The organism is Phycicoccus duodecadis (assembly GCF_002846495.1).
Lineage (GTDB): Bacteria > Actinomycetota > Actinomycetes > Actinomycetales > Dermatophilaceae > Phycicoccus > Phycicoccus duodecadis.
Map to the genome: position 1 here is coordinate 834,122 of NZ_PJNE01000001.1, position 23,506 is coordinate 857,627.

Below are 23,506 nucleotides of genomic sequence, written 5' to 3' on the forward strand. Positions count from 1 at the left end.
GGGGGCCGCCTCACTCCTCATCGAGGATGCGGGGGACGCTGAAGCGCTGCTGCTCGGTCTCGGGCGCGGCGGCCAGGGCGTCCTGCGGGGCGAGGCTCGGGCGTACGACGTCGGGGCGGGTGACGTTGACGATGGGCATCGGGTGGCTCATCGGCTCGACGTCGGCGATGGGGGCCTGCTGCACGGTGGCCACCGCCTCGAGGATGACCCCGAGCTCGCCGACCATCCGGTCGAGCTCGGCGTCGGAGAGGTCGATGCGGGCGAGCCCGGCGAGATGCGCGACGTCGGCGCGGGTGAGGTCGGCCATGGCGGCCAGTCTATGGGTGGGACGGCGCGGCCCCGTGCGGGCCCGTCCACCGCCCGCGGGCCGTCCCCCGGCGCTGCGAGAATCGAGCGGTGCTCACCGACACCGCCTCGCTCCAGACCGTGCTCGACGTCGTCGGCGTCCTGGTCTTCGCGCTCTCGGGCGCCATCGTGGCGGTGCGCCGCGGCCTGGACCTGTTCGGGATCCTCGTCCTCGCGTGGGTGGCCGGGCTCGGCGGCGGCATCATCCGCGACCTGTTCCTCGGCATCACCCCACCGGTGGCCGTCAGCGACTGGCGCCTGCTGGCGGCGGCCGTCACCGCCGGGCTCGGGGTCTTCCTGCTGCACGGCACGTGGGAGCAGGCCCTGCTCGCCCGTCCCCACGCCCGCTGGCGCCGGGTCTCGTCGGTGGTGCGCCTGCTCGACGCCGCCGGGCTGGCGGTGTTCGCCGTCAGCGGGGCCCTGGTGGCCCTCGACCGTGGCGCCGGGCCACTGGCCGCGACCCTCATCGGGGGCATCACCGCGGTCGGCGGGGGGATGCTGCGCGACGTGCTGGCCCGGCAGGTGCCCGAGGTGCTGCAGCGCGAGCTCTACGCGGTGCCCGCGCTGGCCGGGGCCGCGCTCGTCGTGCTCCTCCAGCACCTCGGGCTGCTCTCGCCCCTGACGGCATGGGGCGCGGTCGTGCTGGTGTTCGTCATCCGCGTGGTCGCTGTCGCCCTCGACCTCAACGCCCCGCGCGCGCTGCGCAGCACGCCGGTCGACTGAGCGCTCAGGCCGGCGGCCGCGCCGGGTCGACCGTCCCGAGGACCGCGGCGGTGTCGGTGTCCTGCAGCAGGTCCGGGCGACGCGCGACCCAGCCGCGCACCACGGCCAGACCCTCGTCGAAGCCGGTCTCGGTGGGCCGCAGAGCCGCAGCCACCCGGCCGTCGCGGTCGAGGAGGAGCACGGCCGCCGGGCGGGGACCGGTGGGGCCGTGGGTGCTCGCGCCGCGGGCCTGCACCCGCCGGAGGTCCGCCAGCCCGGTCTCGTGCCGGCGGCCGAACGTCTGCCGGGCCACGCCGAAGGGCGTCAGCCGCACCGAGGTCCCCCACAGTGCCCAGAGCGACAGGCCCACCCCGGCCAGCACCAGGAGCGCCACGACCCAACCGAGGACGACGAACGCGCTCCAGCCGGTGCGGTCGAAGGACACGCCGGGGTCGCCCGCGCGCAGGGCGTCGACGACCGCCACGAGGATGCCTGCGCCGAGCGGGACCATGAGCACCGCCGCCAGGACCCGCACCCCGCGGGCGACGCGCACCACCACCTCGGGCCCCGTTGTGTCCACGCCGCCACGCTACCCGCGAGCGCCCCCGTCGGCGCCCCGTCCTCGTCTAGGGTGACGGCCATGGTGGGGAGCCCGGCCGGCGACGCGTACGGCGACATCGACGCCCAGATCCGCGACGCGCAGGAGCGCGCCGAGCACTCGGGAGCGTGGGCCGCGCAGGTCCAGGAGCTCACGGGGTACGGCACGGCGCTGCGCGGGGGCGTCACCGTGGAGGTGGACCAGAGCGGCACCGTCGTGCGCCTCGGCATCTCGGACGCCGCCGCCGGCTACGGCGGCCAGATGGTGGCCCAGGCGGTCCTCCAGGCGAACACCCAGGCGCAGGAGGAGCTCCGCCGCCGCGTCGAGGAGTCGACCAGCGCCATGTTCGGCGCCGCCTCGCCGACGACCACCGCCGTCGTCGAGGAGGTCGAGCGACAGACCCCCGCGGCCGACCGCGAGCCACCCCCGTCGACCCCTTCGGCCCGCGGCGGTGCCTGGTGAGCTTCGACGACCTGAGCCGCATCGACGGCCTGACCCAGGCCGAGCTCGACCGTCTCGCGGCCCGCGCCCGCGCCGCCCTCGCGTGGCGTCGGGCGGTCGAGGCGATGCGCGCCGAGGGCGAGGTCGACGGCGTCCGCGCCACCGTGAACGGCACCGGGTCGCTGGTCGACCTGCGCATCCCCACCCCCGCGTGCGCCGACGGCGGGGACGCGCTGGCCGAGCGGGTGAGCGAGGCGATCACCCGGGCGCGCGCCGAGGCCGCGCGGCTCGCGGCCCTCTCCGGCGCGGAGACCTTCGGCGAGGACTCGCACGAGACCGCGACCATCCGCTCGTCGTGGGAGGACGGTGCCCGGCGCCGACCGCAGGTCGTGGCCGCCACGGGCGACCGGCGTGACGACCCCCGACCGCCGAGCGGCCCGCCCCCGGCGGCACCGCCGTCGGGGACCTGGTGAAGCCCTAGCCGAGCCCCGTCCAGCCCTTCGCCAGCAGCCGCACGAGGTTGACCACGATGGACCCCATCGCGACGACCAGCAGCACGCTCATGAGCGACCAGAAACCCCAACGCACGGCCAGACCCGCTGCGGACCCCGGGGTCCGGGCTCGCATCGCCGACCACCAGTGGTTCTGCGCCAGCGGGCCGTACCGGCCGGACTCCTGCGGCAGGAACGGCAGCCACCAGTTGCCGGCGGCGTTGGCGCGCATCGCCTCGGTGACCACGGGCCGGACGATGAGGCCCAGCACGAGCAGCACGATCCCCAGCACCCCCAGCCCCACCACGACGAGCATGACGCGCAGCCCCCAGACCATTCGGTCGTCCCTTCGGTCGAGCACGAGGCCCCATCGGACGACGGGGACCGCTCCCCATCGTGCGTCCCGGGGAGGCCCACATATCCTACGAGCCGAGGGGTCGAGTGACCTCGGGAGGGACGGAGCACCGTGCAGTATGAAGTGAGCCCCACCGGGATCCGCGAGCATGCGGTGAGCCTGGCCGGCATCGAGGGCGACCTGCGCTCGTGCTCGACGGCCGCCGAGACCACGCTGGACTCCTCCGCGTTCGGCATCGTCAACGCGTTCCTGAGCACCACCGTCGGCATCTTCGGGGCGGCCGTGAACCTGGGCATCGCGAACGTCGCCGAGGACATGGGCGAGACCGTCGCCACGCTGCGGACGCAGGCCACCAGCTACGAGACCACCGACCACGACGCCGGCAGCCGCGTGAACGGGGCCGGGCGATGACCGGCGGCCTGGTCGTCCAGCCGGGCGAGCGGTCGGCGACCAGCGGCGCCGGGCTGATCGACTCGGGCTCCTCGCTGTGCCAGGCCATCGCGGGCAAGGACTGGGTCGACGGCGCCCTCTCGGGAGTCGCCGTCGGCTTCGACGCCGTGGCCACCTACAGCGACCCCCTGGGCAGCCTGTTCGCCGCCGGCATCGGCTGGGTCATCGACCACCTCGACCCGATCAAGGGCTGGTTCGACGACCTGGCGGGCAACCCCGAGGCCGTCAGCGCCTTCGCGGGCACCTGGCTCAACGTGTCGAACTCGATCTCGGCCTGCAACACGACCTTCGTCGTGGGGGCCAACCAGAAGCTCGAGCGGATGAGCGGGCCCAACATGGAGCGCTACCGCGGCCACGTCGACGAGATGTCCGACAAGCTCACCTTCTACTCCGGTGCGGCGCGGGCCATGTCGATCGGCACCGAGGGTGCGGCCGTCATCGTCGGCTTCGTCCACGGGCTGCTGCGCGACGCGCTCTCCCAGGTCGTCGGCGCCCTCTGCAGCTACGTCACGGAGCTGGTCATCACCCTCGGCACGGCCACGCCGCTGATCATCCACCAGGCCTCCACCCGCATCTCGGCCCTCGCCGCCGAGATCGGGCCGAAGATCACCGGGCTGAAGAACTCGGTCACCGACCTCGACAGCCTGATGCGCGAGCTGCGCGACATCCTCAATGACATCCCGCGCTTCCTCGGCAACCGCTACTCGGTCCCCAACCACCCGAACCTGCGGTGGAGCTCGGTGATGGACGACCCGAACCACCTGCTGCAGGGGATGTCGGTCCGCGACGCCATGAACCTCGTGCACGTCAAGCCGGAGTACCGGCACATCCTCGCCAACAACCCCGCCCTGTGGGAGCAGGTGGTGCGCGACGCGTTCAAGGAAGGCATCCCCGGCAACGCCAGCGACGCCGGCAAGAACATCAACGAGGCCATCCGCAGCCAGCTGGACGGCCACCACTGACGGCGGCGGGTCGCCGGGCGAGGGGCCCCGGCGACCCGCGCGCCCCCTCAGTCCGGCGACCCGGTCTCCAGCAGCCGGGTGAACTGCGCCTCGTCGAGGATGGTGAGCCCGAGCTCGCGGGCCTTGTCCTCCTTGGAGCCGGCGTTCGCCCCGACCACGACGTAGTCGGTCTTCTTCGACACCGACCCGGACGCCTTGCCGCCGCGGGCCAGGATCGCCTCCTTGGCCGAGTCCCGCGAGTACCCCTCGAGGGAGCCGGTGACCACGACGGTGAGCCCGGCCAGGGTCTGCCCGACCGACTCGTCGCGCTCGTCCTCCATGCGCACGCCGGCGGCGGCCCACTGCTCGACGATGCGCCCGTGCCAGTCGGCGTTCTCGCCGTCGAACCACTCGCGGACCGCGTCGGCGATGACGGACCCGACCCCCTCGACGCCCGCGAGCTCCTCGCGGCTGGCGGCCCGCACGGCGTCCATGGTGGCCAGGTGCTGGGCCAGCGCCCGGGCGGCGGTGGGGCCCACGTGCCGGATCGAGAGGGCCACCAGCACCCGCCACAGCGGCTGGTCCTTGGCCCCGGCCAGGTTGTCGACCAGGCGCTGCCCGTTGGCCGAGAGCACCCGCCCGTCGACCACCGCGTCGTCGGGGTCGCCCTTCTTGGCGGTGCGGGTGTAGAGCGGGACCCGCGCGACGTCGGCGGCGGTGAGCCCGAACAGCATCGCCTCGCTGGGGCCGCCGAGCTCGGGGTCGTCGAGCACGCCGGACTCGAGCAGCGCGATGGACCCCTCCCACCCGAGGGCCTCGATGTCGAACGCGCCGCGGCCGGCCAGCGCGAACAGCCGCTCGCGCAGCTGGCTCGGGCACGAGCGGGCGTTGGGGCAGCGGATGTCCTTGTCACCGTCCTTCTCGTAGGCCAGCTCGACGCCGCACGCCGGGCAGTGCGTGGGCATCTCGAAGGCGCGCTCGGAGCCGTCGCGCAGGGCCACGACCGGGCCGAGGATCTCGGGGATGACGTCGCCGGCCTTGCGCAGCACCACGGTGTCGCCGATGAGCACGCCCTTGCGCACCACCTCGTGGGCGTTGTGCAGCGTCGCCATCGAGACCGTGGACCCGGCCACCGTGACCGGCTCCATGACCCCGAACGGCGTGACCCGGCCGGTGCGCCCGACGTTGACCTGGATGTCGAGGAGCCGGGTGTTGACCTCCTCGGGCGGGTACTTGAAGGCCATCGCCCAGCGGGGAGCGCGGCTGGTGGCGCCGAGCTGGCGCTGCACCGCGATCTCGTCGACCTTGACGACCACACCGTCGATCTCGTGCTCGACGCTGTGCCGCTGCTCGCCGTAGCGCACGACGAACGCCTGGACGGCCTCGACGGAGTCGAGCACCCGGTAGTGCGTGCTGGTGGGCAGGCCCCAGGCGTGCAGCAGCTCGTAGGCCCGGCTCTGCCGGGTGATGTCGAAGCCGCGCCGGGCTCCGATGCCGTGCACCAGCATCCGCAGCGGGCGGGTGGCCGTGACGCGGGGGTCCTTCTGGCGCAGCGAGCCGGCCGCCGCGTTGCGCGGGTTGGCGAACGGCGCCTTCCCGGCCTCGACCAGGCTCGCGTTGAGGTCGCCGAAGGCCTCGATCGGGAAGAACACCTCGCCGCGGACCTCGACCAGCTCGGGGACGTCGTCGCCGGCCAGCTGGGTGGGGACGCCCTCGACGGTGCGCACGTTGAGCGTGACGTCCTCCCCGGTGCGCCCGTCGCCGCGGGTCAGCGCGCGGGTCAGGGTGCCGTTCTCGTAGAGCAGGTTGACGGCCAGGCCGTCGATCTTGAGCTCGCACAGGTAGTGGAACGGCGCGCCGCCGGCGTCGCGCTCGACCCGGGCCGCCCAGGTCGCGAGCTCCTCCGGGGTGAAGGCGTTGTCGAGGCTGAGCATCCGCTCGAGGTGGTCGACGGCCCGGAAGTCGGTGGAGAAGACCGCTCCCCCGACCTGCTGGGTGGGGCTGTCCGGCGTGCGCAGGCCCGGGTGGGCCTCCTCGAGGGCGTTGAGGCGTTTCATCAGCGCGTCGTAGTCGCCGTCGCTGACGGTGGGCGTGTCCTTGACGTGGTAGGCGAACTGGTGGCCGCGCGCCTCGTCGGCGAGGGTCTCCCACTCGTGGCGCACGTCGTCGGGCACGGCGTCGGCGGGACGGCCGGCCGCGGGGTCGCTCGGGGTGTCGCTCACGGCGCCAATCCTGCCGCAGACCACCGACGGCCCGGGGCCGGGCCGACGGCCGGCCTCAGGCCGGTGGGTAGGGGTCGCGCGCCGGCGCGGGAGGCGGTGCGGGCGGCGCTGCGGACGGGGACGCCGGGGCACGGTCGGGGCGGTCGGCCACGACCGCCGCCACCCCGAGCCCGGCCGCGCTGAGCGACAGCAGGGTCAGCAGGGGGTTGAGGAGGACCAGGGACGACGACACCAGCCCGATCCCCGACCGGTAGCCGTGGACGAACCCGAACGTCACCAGCACCGACACCTGGGCCTCCGTCCGCCGGGGCCTCCCCCGGTGGGGGCCGAGTGTGCCGGAGCGGGCCTGCGCCGAAGTCTCGACGCACTCTGGCGGTGGGAGGGGGATCCGGGTGAGGATGGGGTCCCGTCACCGCCGCCGGACCACCAGGAGCCTTGATGACCAACCTCGCGACGAACCTCACCACCACCGCAGCCGAGCACGCCGACAAGGACGCGCTGCGCGTGAACGGCCAGGGCGTCACGTACCGCCAGCTGCACGCGATGGCCGCGAAGGTCGCGGGCACGCTGCGTGAGCGCGGGGTCGAGCCCGGTGACCGGGTGGCCGTCATCCTCCCCAACGTGCCGGCGTTCCCCGTCGTGTACTGGGGCATCCTGCTGGCGGGCGGCGTCGTGGTGCCGATGAACCCGCTGCTGAAGTCGGGCGAGATCGACTTCTTCTTCACCAACTCCGGCGCCAAGTTCGCCTTCGTGTGGCCCGACTTCGTGGGCGAGGCGACCAAGGGCGCGCAGAACAGCGGCACCGTGGTCGTCGAGACCGGGCCGATGGGCCCGAACGACTTCGAGGGCGGCGAGCCGATCTCCGAGCCCACGCCCCGCGACGACGACGACACCGCGATCATCCTCTACACCTCGGGCACCACCGGGCGGCCCAAGGGCGCCGAGCTCACCCACAGCAACATCCACCTCAACGCCCTCCGCTCGGCCCAGGTGATCCAGACCATGACCTCCGACGACATCGTCATGGGCTGCCTGCCGCTCTTCCACGTGTTCGGCCTGGTCGTCGGCCTCAACGCCGCCACCATCTCGGGGGCCTCGCTGGCCCTGATCCCGCGCTTCGACCCGGCGGCGGCCGTCGAGGTCATCGAGAAGGAGCGGGTCACGATCATGCAGGGCGTGCCCACGATGTACGCCGCCATCCTCAACCACCCCAGCTCGGACGGGATGGACGCCAGCTCGCTGCGCACCTGCGCCAGTGGCGGGTCCGCGATGCCGCTCGAGGTCATGAAGGCCTTCGAGGAGAAGTTCGGCTGCGTCATCCTCGAGGGCTACGGCCTCTCGGAGACCTCGCCCGTCGCCTCCTTCAACATGCCCGACCGGGAGCGCAAGCCCGGCACCATCGGGGTCGCGATCCCCGGCTGCGAGATGCGCTGCGTCGACCTCGACGGCAACGAGGTGCCCACCGGCGAGGTCGGCGAGATCGCCATCCGCGGCGACAACGTGATGAAGGGCTACTGGCAGAACCCGGAGGCGACCGCCGAGGCCATCCCCGACGGCTGGTTCCGCACCGGTGACCTCGCGACGATGGACGACGAGGGCTACTTCACGATCGTCGACCGCAAGAAGGACATGATCCTGCGCGGTGGGATGAACGTGTACCCGCGCGAGGTCGAGGAGGTCGTCTACCAGCACCCCGACGTGCTCGAGGTGGCCGTGGTGGGGATGCCCGACGACCTGCTCGGCGAGCAGGTCGGGGCGGCCGTGGCCCTGCGCGAGGGCTCGACCGCGACGCCGGAGGACATCGTCGCCTTCACCAAGGAGCGCATCGCCGCCTACAAGTACCCGCGCAAGGTCTGGGTGGTCGAGACGCTCCCCAAGGGCCCCACCGGCAAGATCCTCCGCCGCGAGGTCCACGCGCCGGCCGAGTGAGCGAGTCCCCGGCGCGCCGTTCCGTGAGCCCGGCCCCGGCCGCGGAGCCGCTCCTCGCGCGGCGGCGGGCGGAGCTGTGGCGCGCCACCGGGCTCGGCTTCTCGCTGGTCTGGGTCGTGGTGCTCACCCTGGTGGTCCTGTTCTGGGTGCGGGTCACCTTCTTCCCGCGGCCCGGCGACGACCTGCCCGGGGCGCTCGAGATCGTCATGGCGCCGGTGGCGCTGTTGTGCGCGGGCCTCGTCGGCTGGGTCGTGGCGTGCGCGTGGCGGCTGTGGCGGCGCCGGGCCAGCGGGTCCGACGCGATCGTGGTGGTCGGCGCCTTCGCCCTCGCGGTGGCCGTCTTCGTGTGGGCGCCGGGGCGGCTGCTCGACGGCGCCGAGCGCGCGCCGCGGCCACTGCTCGCCGCGGTGGTGCTGCTCGGGGTGTCGTCGGTCGTCACCGGCCGGCTGGCGCAGCGAGCGTTCGTCCGGGCGGCCGTGGGCCCCGAGCCCTCAGACGACGGGTTCCTCGGCGACGACGACCCGCTGTACTGAGCGCGGCCGCCGGTTGACCGCCCAGGCCGACACCAGGACCACCACGAAGCCTCCCACCTGCCAGACCCCGAGGTGCTCGCGCAGCACCAGCACGCCCAGCAGCACCGAGACCACCGGGATCAGGTAGGTGACGGTCGAGCCGACCAGCGCCCCGGCGCCGCGCACGACGTCGAACTGGAGCACGTAGGCGAAGCCGGTGCCCACCACGCCCAGGGCCAGGACACATCCCAGGGGCAGCCAGCCGGGCGAGGTCCCGGGCGCCCCGTAGGCGGTCAGGGCGTCGAGGCCGGCCGGCTGCCCGGCCGCCCAGACGAGCGTCACGGGCACCATGAGCGCGACCCCGGTGAGCAGGGTGGCGGCCGGCATGGCGAACCCGCCGAGGTCGGCGCCGGCGAGGAAGCGGCGGTTGTACGTCCAGCCGATGCCGTAGCTCGCGCCGCCGGCCAGCGCCATGGCGAAGCCGACCAGGTCGGGACCGGAGGTCGCGGACCACGGCTCCATGATGGTCACGACGCCCGCGAACCCGAGCAGGACGGCGCCCACCCGCCGCCCGGTGAGCCCCGAGCCCGGCAGGATGGCGAGGCTCGCGAGCACGGTGGCGATGGGGGTGGCGGCGTTGCCGATGCCGGCCAGCGCGGACGCGATCCGGGTCTCCGAGAGCGCGAAGAGCGTGAAGGGGAGGGCCGCGAGGAACACCCCGCAGACGACCAGGTGACCCCACACGCGGCGCCCGGTCGGCAGTCGGCCGCCACCGGCCAGGAGCAGGCCGGTGACGACCACCGCGCCGGCCAGGATGCGCAGGGCCGAGATCTGCACCGGTGCCAGGGCGTCGAGACCGACCTTCATCAGCAGGAAGCTCGACCCCCACACCAGCACGAGCGCCACGAACTTCAGCTGCCACGGGACACGGGGCTGCACCATCAGGGACCGACCTCCTCCAGCAGACGGCGCGCGGTGTCGAGCGCCGCCCGGTGAACGCCGCGGGCCCCCTCCGGTGTGAGCCCGGCCAGGCCGCAGGTGGGCGTGACGACCAGCCCGGGCACGGTGTCGAGGGCCAGGCCGGCACGCGACAGCCCGTCGACGAGCAGGGCGACCGCGGCGGTGTCGGTGGTCGAGCCGTCGGAGGCCAGGACCCCCGCGTGGATGCCGGTGCCCCCGTCGAGCGTCGCGGCGACCGACTCCCAGCGGGCGGGCCCGGCGGCGGTGAGGTCGAGCGAGAGGGCCCCGGCCCCCGTGGCGCGCAGCAGCGGGACGGGCGCCTGCGGGTGGCAGCAGTGCACGACGGTGGGCCCGTCGTGGGCCGCCAGCACCTCGCGCAGGCCGCCGAGGGCCCGCTGGGGGTCGACGGCGCGGACCCGCCCGTACCCCGAGGCGGTGGGCAGCGAGCCCTCGAGGACCGCGGGGAGCCCGGGCTCGTCGAGCCGGACCGTCACCTCGGCCCCGGGCACGAGCCGGCGGACGTCGCGGACGTGGACGGCGACGCCCTCGGCGAGGGAGGCGGTGAGGTCGGCGACGGCTCCGGGGTCGGTGAGCACGCGCTCCCCACGGGTCAGCTCGAGGGTGGCGGCCAGCGTCCACGGCCCGCAGACCTGGACGGCCAGGGGTCCCACGTAGCCGTCGTAGGCCTCGGCCAGCTCGTCGAGATCCTCGCGCAGCAGGGCGGCAGTGCGCCCGGCGTCGTGGCCGGGGCGGTCGACGACGCGCCAGCCGCTGGGCTGCAGGTCGACGTGGAGGTCGACGAGCAGGCCGGCGGCACGCCCCACCATGTCGGCGCCCGGCCCGCGGCCGGGGGTCTCGGGCAGGTACGGGATGCCGACGCCCTCGCCGTCGACCAGCAGGTCGCGGACGGTGCGGACGGCCTCGCGGGTCGAGCGTCCGGGCCAGGAGCCGACGCCGGTGGCGCGGATGCGGGCCGCGGGGACCGGGCTCACCGGGACCACCGGTCGAGCAGGGTGAGCACCGACGCGGGGACCTCGCGGGCGGCCGCGACGCTGGCGGGCGCCGGCTCCGGCGGCTCGGCCACCACGCGGAGGGGCAGGACGCCGGTCCAGACGTCGGTGGGCTCGTCGGGCTCCCCCGGGCCGCCGCTGCGAGCCTTGTAGAGCCACTGCCCCTCGGTCACGGGCAGCGCCATCGTCAGGGTCGCGGCCTGCTCGCGGCGGGTGCTGGGGCGGACCTCGCAGGTGCGGCCGGGGATGAGCCGGTCCGAGAGGAGGTCGAGGGCGGCGGCCGCCTCGTCGGGCCCCAGCGGGGTCAGCACACCGTGGACGACGGCCGAGCGGTAGTTGGCCGAGGAGTCGAAGGTGGTGTGCGCCACCACGATGCCGTCGAGCGAGACCACGGTGAGAGCGGCCGGCGCCCCCGCGGCCACCTGCCGCAGCGCGCCGGCACCGGTGGAGCCGTGCAGCAGGATCCGGTCGCCGTCGCGAGCGAAGAGCATCGGGACGACCCAGGGGCGTGCGTCGACGACGGTCGAGAGGGTGCCCACCAGGACCTCGTCGAGCAGCGCGTCGAGCTCGGCCCGGCCGGCCGCTCCGCGCTCGGGCTTGCGGGTGAGGCGCTGGGTCGGAGCGGTGCCGCCGGTGTAGCCGCGCCCCGGGCAGGGCGTGGTGCCGTGGACCCGCTCGGTCGAGGCCGGCGTGCGCTCGAGGGCCTCCCCCACGCGGGTGGGGCGCGGCATCAGCGCGCCTCCGCAGGTCGGGCAGGTGCGGTCGAGGTGCTCGGCGCATCCGGCGCAGAACGTGCACTCGAACGAGCACACGACGGCTCCCACCGAGTCGGCGGGCAGGTCGGTGTCACAGCACTCGCAGTTGGGTCGCATCGCCAGGCTCACGCGGCCATCCTCTCGCGCCGCGCGCCCCGGCGCCGCCACCCGCCGGTACGCGGACCGCCCGCGCCCCCCTGCGGAGCGCGGGCGGTCGGCGGCGTCGCCCGACCCGTGGGTCAGAGGACGTCGTGCCCCGGGTGCGGCTCGCTGGGGACGGTGCCGAGGCGGCCGGCCTGGAAGTCCTCGAACGCCTGCACGAGCTCGGCGCGGGTGTTCATCACGAACGGCCCGTACGCGGCCACGGGCTCGCGGATGGGCTGCCCGCCGAGGACGTAGAGGTCCAGGCTCGGGCTGCGCGACTCCTGGCTCTCGTCGGCACCGACCTCGACGACGTCGCCGCCGCCCAGCACCGCGAGCTGGCCCATGCGCAGCGGCCGGCGGTCGGGGCCGACCGAGCCGTTGCCGTTGAGGGCGTACACGAGGGCGTTGTAGCCGGGGTTCCAGGGGAGGCGCACCCGCGCGCCGGGCGCCACGGTCAGGTGGAGCACCGTGATGGGGGTGTGCGTGATGCCGGGACCCTGGTGGCCGTCGAGCTCACCGGCGATGACGCGCACCAGCGCGCCGCCGTCGGGGCTCGAGAGCAGCGCGACGTCGCCGCCCCGGATGTCCTGGTAGCGGGGGTCCGCCATCTTCTGGGCGCGCGGCAGGTTGACCCACAGCTGGAGGCCGTGGAAGAGCCCGCCCGACTGCACCAGCGACTCCGGCGGGACCTCGATGTGCAGCAGGCCCGAGCCGGCCGTCATCCACTGGGTGTCGCCGTTGGTGATGACGCCGCCGCCACCGTGGCTGTCCTGGTGCACGAAGGCGCCGTCGATGATGTAGGTGACGGTCTCGAAGCCGCGGTGCGGGTGCCAGGCGGTGCCCTTGGGCTCGCCCGGGGCGTACTCGACCTCGCCCATCTGGTCCATGTGGATGAAGGGGTCCAGGGCGGTCAGGTCGACGCCGGCGAACGCGCGGCGGACGGGGAAGCCCTCCCCTTCGAAGCCCTGCGGGGCGGTGGTGACCGACCGCACCGGCCGCGAGACCGCCGTCGTGACGGGCTCGGCGACCCGGGGCAGGGTCAGGATGTTCTCGACGGTCACGGCTGGCATGTGGCTCACGCTCCTCGCTGGTCATCCTCCGCGGTGGAGGCTGCCTCGTCCAACAGTAGTTGATGTTTCAACATTCCCTCACCCCCGCTGAACTGCCGGGCGGGGCGTCGCTCAGCGCGCGTGGGCCACGCAGGTCCGGGCCGCCGGGCGCGCCTCGAGCCGCCCGGCCGCGATGGGCTCGCCGCACACCTCGCAGCGTCCGTAGGTGCCGTCGGCGATGCGGGACGCCGCGGCGTCGAGCTCGGCCAGGTGCTCGCGCAGCCCGGCCGTGAGCGACGCCAGCTGCGCCCGCTCGTAGGCGATGGTCTGCCCCTCGGGGTCGTGCTCGTCGTCGGCGTTGGAGTCGACCGACGCCGCCACCATCCGCTCCATGTCGCGGTCCATCCCGGCCAGCCGCTCGCGCAGGTCGGCCCGCTGGCGCGCGACGAGGGCGGCCGCCTCCGCCACGGCTCCCGCCCGGTCGCGGTCCGGCCCGCTCACGCCGCGCGGCCGGTGCCGCTGATGGTGGCCGACCCCACCACCCGGGTGCCCTCGTAGAGCACCACCGACTGCCCCGGGGCCACCCCGCGCACCCGGGTGTCGAGCCGCACGCTGACGCGCCCGTCGCGCACCACCGCGCTGGCCGGGACCTCCTCGCCGTGGGCCCGCACCTGGGCGCCGACCCGCACCTCCCCCGCCGGGGCCGGGCCGCACCAGCGCAGGTGCTCGCCCTCGACGACGTCGACCCCCAGCAGGTCACCGGTGCCGATGAGCACCCGGTTGCGGGGCGCGTCGACCCCGACGACGAACCGCGGCTCCCCGTCGAGGCGCGAGCGGTCGATGCCCAGCCCGCGCCGCTGCCCGACGGTGAAGCCGTGGGTCCCCGCGTGGGTGCCGACCACCTCGCCCGAGACGGCGTCCACCAGCTCGCCCTCGCGCTCCCCCAGCCGCCGAGCCAGGAAGCCGCGGGTGTCGCCGTCGGGGATGAAGCAGATGTCGTGGCTGTCGGGCTTGCGCGCCACCGCGAAGCCCCGCGCCGCCGCCTCCTCGCGGATGCGGTGCTTGGTCGTGTCACCCAGCGGGAAGAACGAGCGCGCCAGCTGGTCGGCGTCGAGCACCCCCAGGACGTAGCTCTGGTCCTTGGCGGTGTCGACCGCCCGGTGCAGCTCGCGACCCCCCGCCCCCTCGACGACCTGGGCGTAGTGCCCGGTGGCCACGGCGTCGAAGCCCAGCGCCACCGCCTTGTCGAGCAGCCCGGCGAACTTGATCTTCTCGTTGCAGCGCAGGCAGGGGTTGGGGGTGCGCCCGGCCTCGTACTCGGCGACGAAGTCCTCGACCACGTCGCGCTCGAAGCGCGCCGCGAGGTCCCAGACGTAGAACGGGATGCCGAGCCGGTCGGCCACCCGCCGCGCGTCCCCGGCGTCCTCGAGGGTGCAGCAGCCGCGGGCCGACTCGCGCAGCGTGGCCGCCGACCGCGACAGCGCGAGGTGCACCCCGACGACCTCGTGCCCGGCGTCGAGCATCCGGGCCGCGGCCACGGCCGAGTCGACCCCGCCGGACATGGCGGCGACGACGCGCATCAGCTGCTCCCCCCGGCCCTCCGGGCGCGCTCGACGACACCGGGCAGTGCCGCCAGGGCGGCGTCGACGTCGGCGTCGGTCGAGGTGTGGCCCAGCGAGAGCCGCAGTGCCCCGCGGGCCTCGGCCTCGGGATGCCCCATGGCGAGCAGCACGTGGCTGGGCTGCGGCACCCCGGCCTGGCACGCCGAGCCGGTGCTGCACTCGACCCCCGCGGCGTCCAGCAGGTAGAGCAGCGAGTCGCCCTCGCAGCCCGGCACCAGCAGGTGGGCGTTGGCCGGCAGGCGACGGGTGGCGTCGCCCGGGGTCCAGCAGCCGCTCACCGTGATGCCGAGCCCCAGGGCCAGCGCGCCCTCGAGCAGCCGGTCACGCAGCGCCAGCACGCGCTTGGCCTCGACGTCGCGCATCCCCACGGTCTCGTCGAGGGCGACCGCGAAGGCGTGGACGCCGGCGACGTCGAGGGTGCCGCTGCGCACCTGCCGCTCCTGGCCCCCGCCGTGCAGCTGCGGCACCAGCGCGGCGTCACGCCGCGCCACCAGCGCCCCGACCCCCACCGGGCCGCCGACCTTGTGCGCCGACACCGACATCAGGTCGGCCCCGGACGCCTCGAAGTGCACCGGCAGGTGCGCGACCGCCTGCACGGCGTCGGTGTGGAACGGCACCCCGTGCTCGCGCGCCAGGGCGGCCAGCTCGGCCACCGGCTGCACGGTGCCGACCTCGTTGTTGGCCCACATGACCGACACCAGGGCGGCCTCGCCCGGATGCTCCGCGAGCGCGGCGGCCAGCACCTCGGGGGCGATGTGCCCGCAGCGGTCGGAGGCGAGCCAGGTCACCGACGCCCCCCGGTGCTCGACGAGGAAGTCGACCGGGTCGAGGACGGCGTGGTGCTCGATGGCGCTGGCGAGGATGCGCGCGCGGGCCGGGTCGGCGCTGCGACGGGCCTCGACCGCGCCCTTGACGGCGAGGTTGTCGGCCTCGGTGCCGCCCGACGTGAACACGACCTCGGACGGCCGGCAGCCCAGCGCCGCCGCGATGCGCTCGCGGGACTCCTCGACCGTCTTGCGTGCCGCGCGGCCCGCGGTGTGCAGCGACGAGGCGTTGCCCACCCGCCCCGCGGTCCCGACGTAGGCCTCGACCGCGGCCGGCAGCATCGGCGTCGTCGCCGCGTGGTCGAGGTAGTGGGTCACGGGGTCCCACTCTACGTTTCGGGGCCACCCTCCGGCCGCCACCGCGAACGTGTGTGAAGAACGTCGGGATGCCGACACTCTTCACACACGTTCCGGGGTCCCTCGGGGGCGGGCCTACCGCTCCAGGCGGGCGACCACGGCCGCCCCGACCTCCTCGGTGGACGCCGTGCCGCCGAGGTCGCGGGTCCGCACCCCGTCGGCGGTGACGGCCTCGAAGGCCTCCTGGAGGGCCGTGGCCGCGGCGGCGAACCCCAGGTGCTCCAGCATCATCGCCCCGGTCCAGATCTGACCGACCGGGTTGGCGACGCCCTGCCCGGCGATGTCGGGCGCCGAGCCGTGCACCGGCTCGAAGAGCGAGGGGTGGGCGCGCTCGGGGTTGAGGTTCGCACTCGGCGCCAGCCCGATCGAGCCGGCCACCGCCCCGGCGAGGTCGGAGAGGATGTCGCCGAACAGGTTCGAGGCCACCACGACGTCGAGCGAGGCGGGCCGGAGCACCAGGCGGGCGGCCAGGGCGTCGATGAGCACGCTGTCGAGGCGCAGCTCCTCGTGCTCGGCGACGACCTCACCGACGACCTCGTCCCAGAACGGCATCGTGTGGATGATGCCGTTGGACTTGGTCGCCGACGTCAGCGTCCCCCCGCGGGAGGCCGCGAGCCGGGCCGCGTAGCGGGCGACCCGCTGGATGCCGTACCGGGTGAACAGGTCGACCTGGATGGCCGACTCGCGGTCGCGGTGGCGGAAGGCCCGGCCGCCGATCTCGGAGTACTCGCCCTCGGTGTTCTCGCGCACGATGACGACGTCGATGGCGTCGCCCCCGCGCACCGGGCTCGGCACGCCCGCGAGCGCCTTGACCGGGCGCAGGTTCACGTACTGGTCGAACTCGCGGCGGATCGGGATCAGCAGGCCCCACAGCGTCTCGGTGTCGGGGATGTCGGGCATCCCGACCGCCCCCAGGAACACGGCGTCGTGGCGGGCCAGGGTCTCGAGGCCGTCGAGCGGCATCATCCGGCCCGTGCGGTGGTAGTGGTCTGACCCCCAGGGCAGGTCGACCCACTCGATGCGCTCGCCCTCGCGGGCCAGGGCGGCGTCCACGCAGGCGATCCCGACCGGGACGACCTCCTGCCCGATGCCGTCGCCCGCGATGACGGCGACGCTCACCACGACGAGCCGTTCGGCAGCACGAGCACCTTGTCGACGCGACCGTCGGCCTGGGCCGCGAGCGCGTCGTGGACCTCGTCGAGGCCGAAGGTGCCGAGGTGGAGCTGGTCGAGCCCGAGGGTGTTCACGAGGTCGGCGGCGCGCCGGTGCGTGAACGGGTTGAGCGCCGTCCCGAGGACGGAGAGCTCCTTGGCGTAGATCTCGTTGGGGCTCACCTCCCAGCGGTCACCGGGGCGGGCCACCCCGAACACCAGGATGGTGGCGCCGCGGGCCGCCACGGCGGTCGCCTGGGCCAGCACCTTCGAGGAGCCCACCGCGTCGACCACGTACCGGAAGCCGTCACCTCGGGTCAGCTCGGCCATGGTGTCGGCGAAGCCGGCGTCGGTCGGGTCCAGGGCCACGTCGGCGCCCATCCGCAGCGCCAGGTCGCGACGCTGCTCGCGCATCTCGACGGCCACCACGGTCGACATCCCGGCCCGGCGCAGGAGCGAGATCAGCAGCGCCCCGGCCGGCCCCACCCCGAAGACGGCGGCGCTCGAGCCCGAGACCGGGGCCAGCCGGTCGATGCCGTGGACGGCACAGGCGAGGGGCTCGACGAGCGCGCCGAGGAGGGGCGGGGTGGCCGGGTCGAGGCGGTAGGCCAGGGTCTCGGGCACCACCATCCGCTCGGCCATCCCGCCGGGCAGGTGCACCCCGGGCGCCTGGCGCTCCGGGCAGAGGTGCGGACGCCCGGACTGGCAGTGGACGCACACGCCGCAGTAGATGTGCGGCTCGACCGTGACGAGGTCGCCCGGGCGCACGGAGCGCGTGGCGGCTCCCACCTCCAGGACGCGGGCGCACACCTCGTGGCCCAGGGTGATCGGCGGCCGGCTCGTGTAGTCGCCCTCGATGATGTGCTGGTCGGTGCCGCAGACCCCGACCGCGAGGGGCTCCAGCAGCACGTCCGCCGGGCCGGGCTCGGGGATGGGCAGCTCGACGACCTCGACGGTGTGGTCACCGACGTACTGGACGGCCTTCATGGGGGTTCCTCGTGTTCTCTCAGGGGATGATGCGCTCGGACCGCAGGTTCGCGAACCAGTGGCGGAAGGTGATCTCGGTGTCGACGCAGTCGACGAAGCCCGCCTGACGCAGCTTCACCGTGCTGAGCAGCACCGGCCGGGCGCGGCTGGCGAGCTCGGACCCCGGCGGGGCCCAGGCGAAGGCGTCGTCGGCGAACCGGTGCGAGTACCCGACCAGCTGCTCCACCGTGTGCGCGCGCAGGTGGTGGCGCTGCACGACCCGCTGCCAGACCTCCTCCTGCTCGGGCAGCCAGGCGGCCAGGGACAGCGGCTCGTCGGGCCCGGGATCGACCCCCAGGGCGTCCGCGAGCGCCGGCCAGAGGTCGCGCCACTCGAAGACGTCGCCGTTGGTGATGTTGAAGGTCTCGTCCCGGGCGGCGGGTGCCTCCGCGGCCCAGTGCAGGGCCGACGCCAGCAGCCGCGCATCGACGCCCTCGGCGACGTACGACGGGCCGCCCGGGAACGAGAACGGCTCCCCGCGCTCGTGGCGCACCGCGGCGTAGCACGCGATCACCGGCACCAGGTTCATCGCCGCCCCGAGCACCCCGCCCAGGATGAACTGGGGGCGCCACACGGTGTGGCCGAAGCCCTGCTCGGCCGCGGCCTCGCGCAGGAGGTCCTCCTGCGCCCAGTAGAAGTTGTCGTGCTCGACGCGGGGCCGGGACTCCTTGGCCGGCACCCGCATCGGGCCCACGTGGTACGCGTAGGCCTTCGTGCCCTGCATCAGCGACACGTGCCGCAGCGGCGCCCCCGCCGCGCGGAGCCCCGCCAGGACGTTCGCCAGCATCGCCCGGTTGGTGGCGATCTGCTCGGCGTCCTGCCACCCCGCGACGAGGTCGGGCTGCTCGTACAGGGCCGCGTAGACGACGTGGGTGACCGGACCCGCCTCCGCCAGGGCCTCGGCCACCGCGCCGGAGTCGCGCAGGTCGACCGCCACGTGGTGGTGGCGCTCGGTCTCGGGCAGCCGCGGGTCGCGCCGCGACACGGTCACCACGTCGTAGCGCTCGTCCGCCACGAACCGACGGGCGGCGGCGTTGCCGGCGACCCCGGTGGCACCCAGCACGAGCACGCGGTCACGCACGACGGCCACCGCTCGCGGCGGACCGCCGGTCGGCGCGGACCGGGCCCGTGCCGACGACCTCCGGGCCGTCGGTCATCCGGCGGCCATCCTCCGCAGCCGCGCGGCGGACACCGTCCGCAGGAAGTCCGCCGGGTCGGCGGCGGTCACGGCGTCGGCCCAGATGGCGCGCCCGGCCAGGAAGCCGTCGGCCCCTCCGGCCTCGCACGCCTGCACCGCGGCCGGGAAGTCGTCGGCGGTGACGCCCGACGACAGGACCACCCACGGGCAGTCGAGCACGGCGGTGACCCGGGCGGCCACGGCGGTGATGCCCGCGAGGTCGCCGCGCCCGTAGGACGGGACCTCACCCTTGTAGAGGTCGGGGGCGACCCCGCCGAGGTCGCGAGCGGCGGTGACGATGGCCTCGTCGCGGTCGGCGTCGGACCAGTCGGCGATGTCCGCCGGGCGCACGACGCCCTCGACGATGCCAGGCAGCCCCGCCGCCCGGCAGAGCTCCATGAACCGCGCGGACAGGTCGACCGCCGCGTCCCGCGTCTCGGGCGTCCAGGGCACCAGCTGCTTCAGGGCCGCCGCGCGGTACTCCCGCGCGACGTCCGCCGTCACCTCGAGGTCCAGCTCGGCGCTGTCGACCGGCCCCCCGGGCACCGAGGAGCTCAGCACGTCGGCGGCCAGGATGACCGGGCAGCCGGCGGCCAGGGCGGCCTCGTGGCCGTAGTCGCGGTCGACCAGCATGGCGCTGGCGTGGCCGGAGAGGCTGCGGGCCACCTCGACCTTGAACGCCACGAGCTGCTCGTCGCTCACCCGCCCGGGATCCTCACCCTGGGCGAGCATGGTCCGCAGCGAGCCACGCTGGTCGATGGCGAGCATCGAGAACCGTCCGCGGGGGTCGCGGAGGTCGTCGATCGACGTGCTGGGCATGGGGGTCCCTTCGGGGTCAGCGGATGACGACGGGGTTGACGGGGGCGCCACTGGCGCCCTCGACCTTCAGCGGTGCTGCGGTGTACAGGAAGGACCAGCGACCGTCGGCGGCACAGGCCGCGGCGAGGTCGTCGAGCCAGCAGATCTCGGTGAACGCGACCCCGAGGTTGCGCATCAGGGCGCAGTGCAGGGCCATCTCGATCCCGGTCTCGGGGTCGACGCTGCGTTCGTTGGCGATGGTGTCGGTCACCAGGTTCGGGATCTCCATGGCCTGGAACCACTCGACGAGCTCGGGGCTGTAGATGAGGCCGGGCTCGTTGAAGTCGGTGTAGAACTCGGCCCGCGGCATCCGGTAGTACGACCCGATCCAGCCGGTGCGCACCAGGATGACGTCGCGCGGGCGGATCTCGACGCCCTGCCGCTCGGCCGCCTCGAGGAGGTCGAGGTGGGTGAAGGACTCGGCCCGTTCCAGGACCTCCTTGCCACGGTGGCGCGCCATGTCGATGAGCACGCCGCGGCCGACGACACCCCGCTGGGCGATGGGCATCACCGAGGCACGCGAGAGGCTGCCGATGGTGGTGCTGGCGTCGTAGCCGTTCCAGATCAGACCGTCGTACCAGAGGTGCCCGAGCGCGTCGTACTGCGTCGAGCCCTGCAGGAACATGTCGATCCGGTCGTCGGCCCAGCGGTGGCCGTCGGCCGGCACCTCCGGGGCCTCTCCGCGCTGGAAGAACCCCTCGTCCATCACGGGCGTGCGGACCGCGGAGGTGCGGTTGGGCCACACCGGGTCGCCTTCGACGTCCGGGGACCCGATCGGCACCTGGAGGGTGAACACCTCGCCGGTGACGACGCTCCCGACGCCGCGCAGCACCTCGTCGGCGGTCAGGTAGTTGAGGCTGCCGACCTCGTCGTCGGGCCCCCACTTGCCCCAGTTGCTGGGCGGGGTGGGGCCGAGGAGGTCGGAGATCGTGCGTGGCTGGTCCATGGTCGTCCTTCCGGTCGGTGGGTGGGCTCAGGCGGAGCGGCTGAGCTTGCGGGCCACGGTGCTGAACGACACGGCGGCGATCAGGACCAGGCCCTGGAAGAGGAACTGCACGTACGACGGGACACCGGCCAGGGCCAGCCCGTTGAACCCCGTCGAGACGGTGACCACGCCGACGAGCGTGCCGACGATGTGGAACTGCCCCTCACGCAGGACGGCCGTCCCGAGGAAGGCCGCGGCGAAGGCGCTGAGGGTGTAGCCGTCGCCGCCGGTGGGCTGCCCACTGCCGACCACCGAGGCGAGCAGGATGCCGGTGACGGACGCGCAGACCGAGCAGATGACGAAGGCTGCGCCGGTGACCCCGCCGACGCCGACGCCGGCCAGCCGGGCCGCCTCGGCGTTGCCGCCCACCGCCTGGATGTTGCGCCCGAGGTCGGTGCGGTTCAGGACGAGCCAGAGCAGCACGACGACGACCACCATGTAGTAGACGTTGCGCGGGATGCCGAACCAGGTGCCGACCGAGATCTCCGAGAAGCCCGGCATCACCGAACCGAAGGGTTGGGCCGCACCGCCGCTGATGAAGTAGTTGGCGCCGACGGCCACGCTCCCGACCCCCAGCGTCGCGACCAGCGCGTTGACGCCGAGGCGAGTGACCAGCAGCGAGTTGACGACGCCGATGACCACGCTGGTGACCAGCGCGACCAGGATCGCCAGCGGGATCGAGAACCCGTTGATCATCAGGTAGGCGACCAGCACCCCCGACAGGCTCGCGACGTTGCCGATGCTGAGGTCGAACTGGTTGGCGGCCAGCACCATCGTCAGCCCGCACGCGATGATCGCGGCGAGCGCCGACTGGTTGAAGATCTGGACGATGTTGCCGTAGGTGAGGAAGTACTGGGGCGAGATGACGGTGAACACCACCACCAGCAGCCCGAGCACGATGAGGGCGCCGAACTTCCCGATGAAGAGCGTCACCGACTGGCCCAGCGTGCGCGACGGGGTCACGACGGTGTCGGTCGGGGTGTTCGCGGGGGCGGGAGCGGGGGCGGTCATCGGGGGTCCTCCTGGGATCCGGTGCTGGCGTGGGTGTGCTCGTAGATGACGGAGAGCATCTGCTCCTCGGTCACGCCGGGGCCGACGAGCTCGGCGACGGTGCGGCCCTCGACCATGACCGCGACGCGGTGGCAGACCGAGAGCTCCTCGAGCTCCGAGCTCACGACGACCACGCCGTTGCCCGCGGCCGCGAAGTCCTCGGCCGTCTGCCAGATCTGTTGTCGGGCACCGATGTCGACGCCACGGGTGGGCTCGTCGAGCAGCAGGAGCCGGGAGTCGCGCGCGAGCCAGCGCGCGAAGACGACCTTCTGCTGGTTGCCGCCCGAGAGCTTGCGGACCTCGGTGCGGGTGTCGCCGGCCTTGATGGCGAGGGAGTCCTTCATCCCCACGGCCACGGCCTGGGCCCGGCGGTCGCTGACGAACGGCAGCGCCTTCACCGCGCGCATCGACCGCCAGTTGCCGAGGGTGATGTTCGAGCGGATGGAGTCCTCCATGACCAGCGCCTGGGAGCGCCGCTCCTCGGGGACCAGGGCCACGCCCTGGCGGATGGCCGCGCGCACCCCGTGCGGCTGGTACGGCTCGCCGCCGAGCTCCATGCGGCCGGCGACGGGGCGGCGGTCGCCGAACACCAGCGACAAAGTCTCGCTGCGGCCCGCCCCGACGACGCCGGCGAGGCCGACGATCTCACCCTCGCGGACCTCGAAGGACACGTCGCGCACCAGGGAGCCGTCGGCCAGGTGCTCGGCCCGTAGCAGGACGCCGGCGTCGGCGGCGACCGGGGCCAGCGAGCGCCGCAGCTCCAGCCCCTGCTCCTGCCCGGTGATGCCGCGGATGAGCTCGGCGCGCCCGTAGCCGCCGCGCTCGAAGCGGCCGGTGACCTGGCCGTCCTTGAACACGGTGACCCGGTCGCTGAGCTCCTCGATCTCGTTGAGGCGGTGGCTCACGTAGGCCACGCTCACCCCGTCGCGGGCGAGGTCGCGCACGATGCGGAACAGCCGCTGGCACTCGACGTCCGAGAGCGCGGCCGTCGGCTCGTCCATCGCGATGAAGCGGGCGTCGCGCGCCAGCGCCCGCCCGATGGCGACGAGACCGCGCTCGGCCGGGCTCAGCTGGCGCACCGGGCGCCGCAGGTTGAAGCCCATCCCGAGGCGCTCGGCGATCTCGCGGCTGACCCGGGCCCGCTCGCGCCGGCTGCCGACGCCGAAGCGGGAGGTGCCCCGCAGGCCGAGCGTCATGTTGTCGACGGCCGAGAAGTCGGGGACCAGGGCCAGCTCCTGGTGGATGAACGCGAAGCCGAGGGCGTCGGCCTCACGGGGGCCGCCGATCTCGGCCTCCTGCCCGTCGACCAGGACCACCCCGCCGGAGGGGCTGAGCGCCCCGGCGAGGACGTTGAGCAGGGTGGACTTGCCGGCGCCGTTGGCACCGACGAGCCCGTGGACCTCACCCCCCCGGAACTGCACCGAGACCTCGCGCAGAGCCTGGACGGCTCCGAACGACTTGCTGACGGACCGTGCCTCGATGAGGGGAACCTCGGGGCGGGAGGGCGGCTCGGGCACGGTCACATCGGTCATGGGTACAGCTCCGGGGGGGC

26 protein-coding genes are annotated in these 23,506 nt (G+C 74.2%); 7 read left to right on the top strand and 19 right to left on the bottom strand.

What is annotated here, in order from left to right:
• Positions 1-10: 10 nt before the first annotated feature.
• The gene (gene gatC, locus ATL31_RS03790) at positions 11-307 is read right to left on the bottom strand and encodes an Asp-tRNA(Asn)/Glu-tRNA(Gln) amidotransferase subunit GatC (protein ID WP_101394600.1); all 297 of its coding nucleotides are present in this window, start codon (positions 305-307) and stop codon (positions 11-13) included.
• Positions 308-396: 89 nt separating this feature from the next.
• Between gatC and ATL31_RS03795 the strand changes: the two genes are divergently transcribed.
• Positions 397-1,068: a trimeric intracellular cation channel family protein gene (locus tag ATL31_RS03795; RefSeq protein WP_101394601.1), complete on the top strand. Its 672-nt coding sequence runs from the start codon at positions 397-399 to the stop codon at positions 1,066-1,068.
• 4 nt (positions 1,069-1,072) lie between these two features.
• On the opposite strand, the gene ATL31_RS03800 is transcribed toward ATL31_RS03795, so the two are convergent.
• Positions 1,073-1,627, bottom strand: coding sequence for a hypothetical protein (locus ATL31_RS03800; RefSeq protein WP_101394602.1), 555 nt, complete (start codon positions 1,625-1,627; stop codon positions 1,073-1,075).
• Between the two features lie 60 nt (positions 1,628-1,687).
• Between ATL31_RS03800 and ATL31_RS03805 the strand changes: the two genes are divergently transcribed.
• Positions 1,688-2,107 (top strand): YbaB/EbfC family nucleoid-associated protein, encoded by a 420-nt coding sequence (locus tag ATL31_RS03805; protein WP_101394603.1) that lies wholly within the window; start codon positions 1,688-1,690, stop codon positions 2,105-2,107.
• On the top strand, positions 2,104-2,559 hold the full coding sequence (locus tag ATL31_RS03810) for a YbaB/EbfC family nucleoid-associated protein (RefSeq protein WP_101394604.1): 456 nt from the start codon (positions 2,104-2,106) through the stop codon (positions 2,557-2,559). Before ATL31_RS03805 ends, ATL31_RS03810 begins: the two co-directional genes overlap by 4 nt.
• A 4-nt stretch (positions 2,560-2,563) precedes the next feature.
• Here ATL31_RS03810 and ATL31_RS03815 read toward each other — a convergent pair whose 3' ends face one another.
• Complete coding sequence (locus tag ATL31_RS03815; RefSeq protein WP_101394605.1) at positions 2,564-2,914, bottom strand: hypothetical protein; 351 nt, start codon at positions 2,912-2,914, stop codon at positions 2,564-2,566.
• 141 nt (positions 2,915-3,055) lie between these two features.
• Here ATL31_RS03815 and ATL31_RS03820 point away from each other — a divergent pair, with 141 nt between their 5' ends.
• A complete protein-coding gene (locus ATL31_RS03820) occupies positions 3,056-3,343 on the top strand; it encodes a type VII secretion target (protein WP_158239778.1) in 288 nt (95 codons plus the stop codon).
• Positions 3,340-4,344, top strand: a complete 1,005-nt coding sequence (locus ATL31_RS03825) for an F-box protein (protein ID WP_101394607.1) — start codon at positions 3,340-3,342, stop codon at positions 4,342-4,344. The genes ATL31_RS03820 and ATL31_RS03825 overlap by 4 nt, the downstream gene beginning before the upstream one ends.
• Before the next feature lie 47 nt (positions 4,345-4,391).
• On the opposite strand, the gene ligA is transcribed toward ATL31_RS03825, so the two are convergent.
• Entirely contained in the window at positions 4,392-6,545 is a 2,154-nt protein-coding gene (gene ligA, locus ATL31_RS03830) for an NAD-dependent DNA ligase LigA (RefSeq protein ID WP_245861873.1), read from the bottom strand.
• Positions 6,546-6,600: 55 nt separating this feature from the next.
• Positions 6,601-6,834, bottom strand: a complete 234-nt coding sequence (locus ATL31_RS03835) for a hypothetical protein (protein WP_101394608.1) — start codon at positions 6,832-6,834, stop codon at positions 6,601-6,603.
• A gap of 149 nt (positions 6,835-6,983) precedes the next feature.
• On the opposite strand from ATL31_RS03835, the gene ATL31_RS03840 reads away from it, so the two are divergent.
• Both ATL31_RS03840 and ATL31_RS03845 read left to right on the top strand, forming a co-directional pair.
• Positions 6,984-8,474: a long-chain-fatty-acid--CoA ligase gene (locus tag ATL31_RS03840; protein WP_101394609.1), complete on the top strand. Its 1,491-nt coding sequence runs from the start codon at positions 6,984-6,986 to the stop codon at positions 8,472-8,474.
• A complete protein-coding gene (locus ATL31_RS03845; protein WP_101394610.1) occupies positions 8,471-9,007 on the top strand; it encodes a hypothetical protein in 537 nt (178 codons plus the stop codon). The genes ATL31_RS03840 and ATL31_RS03845 overlap by 4 nt, the downstream gene beginning before the upstream one ends.
• On the opposite strand, the gene ATL31_RS03850 is transcribed toward ATL31_RS03845, so the two are convergent.
• The 14 genes from ATL31_RS03850 to ATL31_RS03915 form a co-directional block, all read right to left on the bottom strand.
• Entirely contained in the window at positions 8,966-9,928 is a 963-nt protein-coding gene (locus ATL31_RS03850; protein ID WP_245861875.1) for a DMT family transporter, read from the bottom strand. The two genes, ATL31_RS03845 and ATL31_RS03850, sit on opposite strands and share 42 nt — an antisense overlap.
• A complete protein-coding gene (locus tag ATL31_RS03855; RefSeq protein ID WP_245861878.1) occupies positions 9,928-10,938 on the bottom strand; it encodes a uroporphyrinogen decarboxylase/cobalamine-independent methonine synthase family protein in 1,011 nt (336 codons plus the stop codon). Before ATL31_RS03855 ends, ATL31_RS03850 begins: the two co-directional genes overlap by 1 nt.
• Positions 10,935-11,840, bottom strand: coding sequence for a DUF1272 domain-containing protein (locus tag ATL31_RS03860; protein ID WP_158239779.1), 906 nt, complete (start codon positions 11,838-11,840; stop codon positions 10,935-10,937). Before ATL31_RS03860 ends, ATL31_RS03855 begins: the two co-directional genes overlap by 4 nt.
• A gap of 110 nt (positions 11,841-11,950) precedes the next feature.
• The gene (locus tag ATL31_RS03865; protein ID WP_101394612.1) at positions 11,951-12,925 is read right to left on the bottom strand and encodes a pirin family protein; all 975 of its coding nucleotides are present in this window, start codon (positions 12,923-12,925) and stop codon (positions 11,951-11,953) included.
• A 111-nt stretch (positions 12,926-13,036) separates the two neighbouring features.
• The gene (locus tag ATL31_RS03870) at positions 13,037-13,405 is read right to left on the bottom strand and encodes a TraR/DksA family transcriptional regulator (protein WP_425440321.1); all 369 of its coding nucleotides are present in this window, start codon (positions 13,403-13,405) and stop codon (positions 13,037-13,039) included.
• Positions 13,402-14,484 carry a tRNA 2-thiouridine(34) synthase MnmA gene (mnmA, locus tag ATL31_RS03875; protein WP_101394613.1) on the bottom strand — a complete coding sequence of 361 codons (1,083 nt, stop codon included), beginning with the start codon at positions 14,482-14,484 and terminating at the stop codon, positions 13,402-13,404. Before mnmA ends, ATL31_RS03870 begins: the two co-directional genes overlap by 4 nt.
• Positions 14,484-15,668 (bottom strand): cysteine desulfurase family protein, encoded by a 1,185-nt coding sequence (locus tag ATL31_RS03880; RefSeq protein ID WP_101394614.1) that lies wholly within the window; start codon positions 15,666-15,668, stop codon positions 14,484-14,486. Before ATL31_RS03880 ends, mnmA begins: the two co-directional genes overlap by 1 nt.
• A 114-nt stretch (positions 15,669-15,782) precedes the next feature.
• Positions 15,783-16,826 (bottom strand): tartrate dehydrogenase, encoded by a 1,044-nt coding sequence (locus ATL31_RS03885; RefSeq protein ID WP_281256251.1) that lies wholly within the window; start codon positions 16,824-16,826, stop codon positions 15,783-15,785.
• Positions 16,823-17,845 (bottom strand): alcohol dehydrogenase catalytic domain-containing protein, encoded by a 1,023-nt coding sequence (locus tag ATL31_RS17045; protein WP_101394616.1) that lies wholly within the window; start codon positions 17,843-17,845, stop codon positions 16,823-16,825. The genes ATL31_RS03885 and ATL31_RS17045 overlap by 4 nt, the downstream gene beginning before the upstream one ends.
• Before the next feature lie 19 nt (positions 17,846-17,864).
• Positions 17,865-18,965: an SDR family oxidoreductase gene (locus tag ATL31_RS03895; RefSeq protein ID WP_101397229.1), complete on the bottom strand. Its 1,101-nt coding sequence runs from the start codon at positions 18,963-18,965 to the stop codon at positions 17,865-17,867.
• Between the two features lie 72 nt (positions 18,966-19,037).
• Positions 19,038-19,880, bottom strand: coding sequence for an aldolase (locus tag ATL31_RS03900; protein WP_101394617.1), 843 nt, complete (start codon positions 19,878-19,880; stop codon positions 19,038-19,040).
• Between the two features lie 16 nt (positions 19,881-19,896).
• Positions 19,897-20,865 carry a cyclase family protein gene (locus tag ATL31_RS03905; protein ID WP_101394618.1) on the bottom strand — a complete coding sequence of 323 codons (969 nt, stop codon included), beginning with the start codon at positions 20,863-20,865 and terminating at the stop codon, positions 19,897-19,899.
• Between the two features lie 27 nt (positions 20,866-20,892).
• Positions 20,893-21,915 (bottom strand): ABC transporter permease, encoded by a 1,023-nt coding sequence (locus tag ATL31_RS03910; RefSeq protein WP_101394619.1) that lies wholly within the window; start codon positions 21,913-21,915, stop codon positions 20,893-20,895.
• On the bottom strand, positions 21,912-23,486 hold the full coding sequence (locus ATL31_RS03915; RefSeq protein ID WP_101394620.1) for a sugar ABC transporter ATP-binding protein: 1,575 nt from the start codon (positions 23,484-23,486) through the stop codon (positions 21,912-21,914). The genes ATL31_RS03910 and ATL31_RS03915 overlap by 4 nt, the downstream gene beginning before the upstream one ends.
• Positions 23,487-23,506 lie beyond the last annotated feature (20 nt).

Excerpts from the sequence above, each read along its gene's own strand:
- gatC (WP_101394600.1), bottom strand. The coding sequence starts at position 307 with ATGGCCGACCTCACCCGCGCCGACGTCGCGCATCTCGCCGGGCTCGCC.
- ATL31_RS03805 (WP_101394603.1), top strand. The coding sequence starts at position 1,688 with ATGGTGGGGAGCCCGGCCGGCGACGCGTACGGCGACATCGACGCCCAG.
- ATL31_RS03815 (WP_101394605.1), bottom strand. The coding sequence starts at position 2,914 with ATGGTCTGGGGGCTGCGCGTCATGCTCGTCGTGGTGGGGCTGGGGGTG.
- ATL31_RS03825 (WP_101394607.1), top strand. The coding sequence starts at position 3,340 with ATGACCGGCGGCCTGGTCGTCCAGCCGGGCGAGCGGTCGGCGACCAGC.
- ATL31_RS03840 (WP_101394609.1), top strand. The coding sequence starts at position 6,984 with ATGACCAACCTCGCGACGAACCTCACCACCACCGCAGCCGAGCACGCC.
- ATL31_RS03850 (WP_245861875.1), bottom strand. The coding sequence starts at position 9,928 with ATGGTGCAGCCCCGTGTCCCGTGGCAGCTGAAGTTCGTGGCGCTCGTG.
- ATL31_RS03865 (WP_101394612.1), bottom strand. The coding sequence starts at position 12,925 with ATGCCAGCCGTGACCGTCGAGAACATCCTGACCCTGCCCCGGGTCGCC.
- mnmA (WP_101394613.1), bottom strand. The coding sequence starts at position 14,484 with ATGCGCGTCGTCGCCGCCATGTCCGGCGGGGTCGACTCGGCCGTGGCC.
- ATL31_RS17045 (WP_101394616.1), bottom strand. The coding sequence starts at position 17,845 with ATGAAGGCCGTCCAGTACGTCGGTGACCACACCGTCGAGGTCGTCGAG.
- ATL31_RS03900 (WP_101394617.1), bottom strand. The coding sequence starts at position 19,880 with ATGCCCAGCACGTCGATCGACGACCTCCGCGACCCCCGCGGACGGTTC.
- ATL31_RS03905 (WP_101394618.1), bottom strand. The coding sequence starts at position 20,865 with ATGGACCAGCCACGCACGATCTCCGACCTCCTCGGCCCCACCCCGCCC.
- ATL31_RS03910 (WP_101394619.1), bottom strand. The coding sequence starts at position 21,915 with ATGACCGCCCCCGCTCCCGCCCCCGCGAACACCCCGACCGACACCGTC.
- ATL31_RS03915 (WP_101394620.1), bottom strand. The coding sequence starts at position 23,486 with ATGACCGATGTGACCGTGCCCGAGCCGCCCTCCCGCCCCGAGGTTCCC.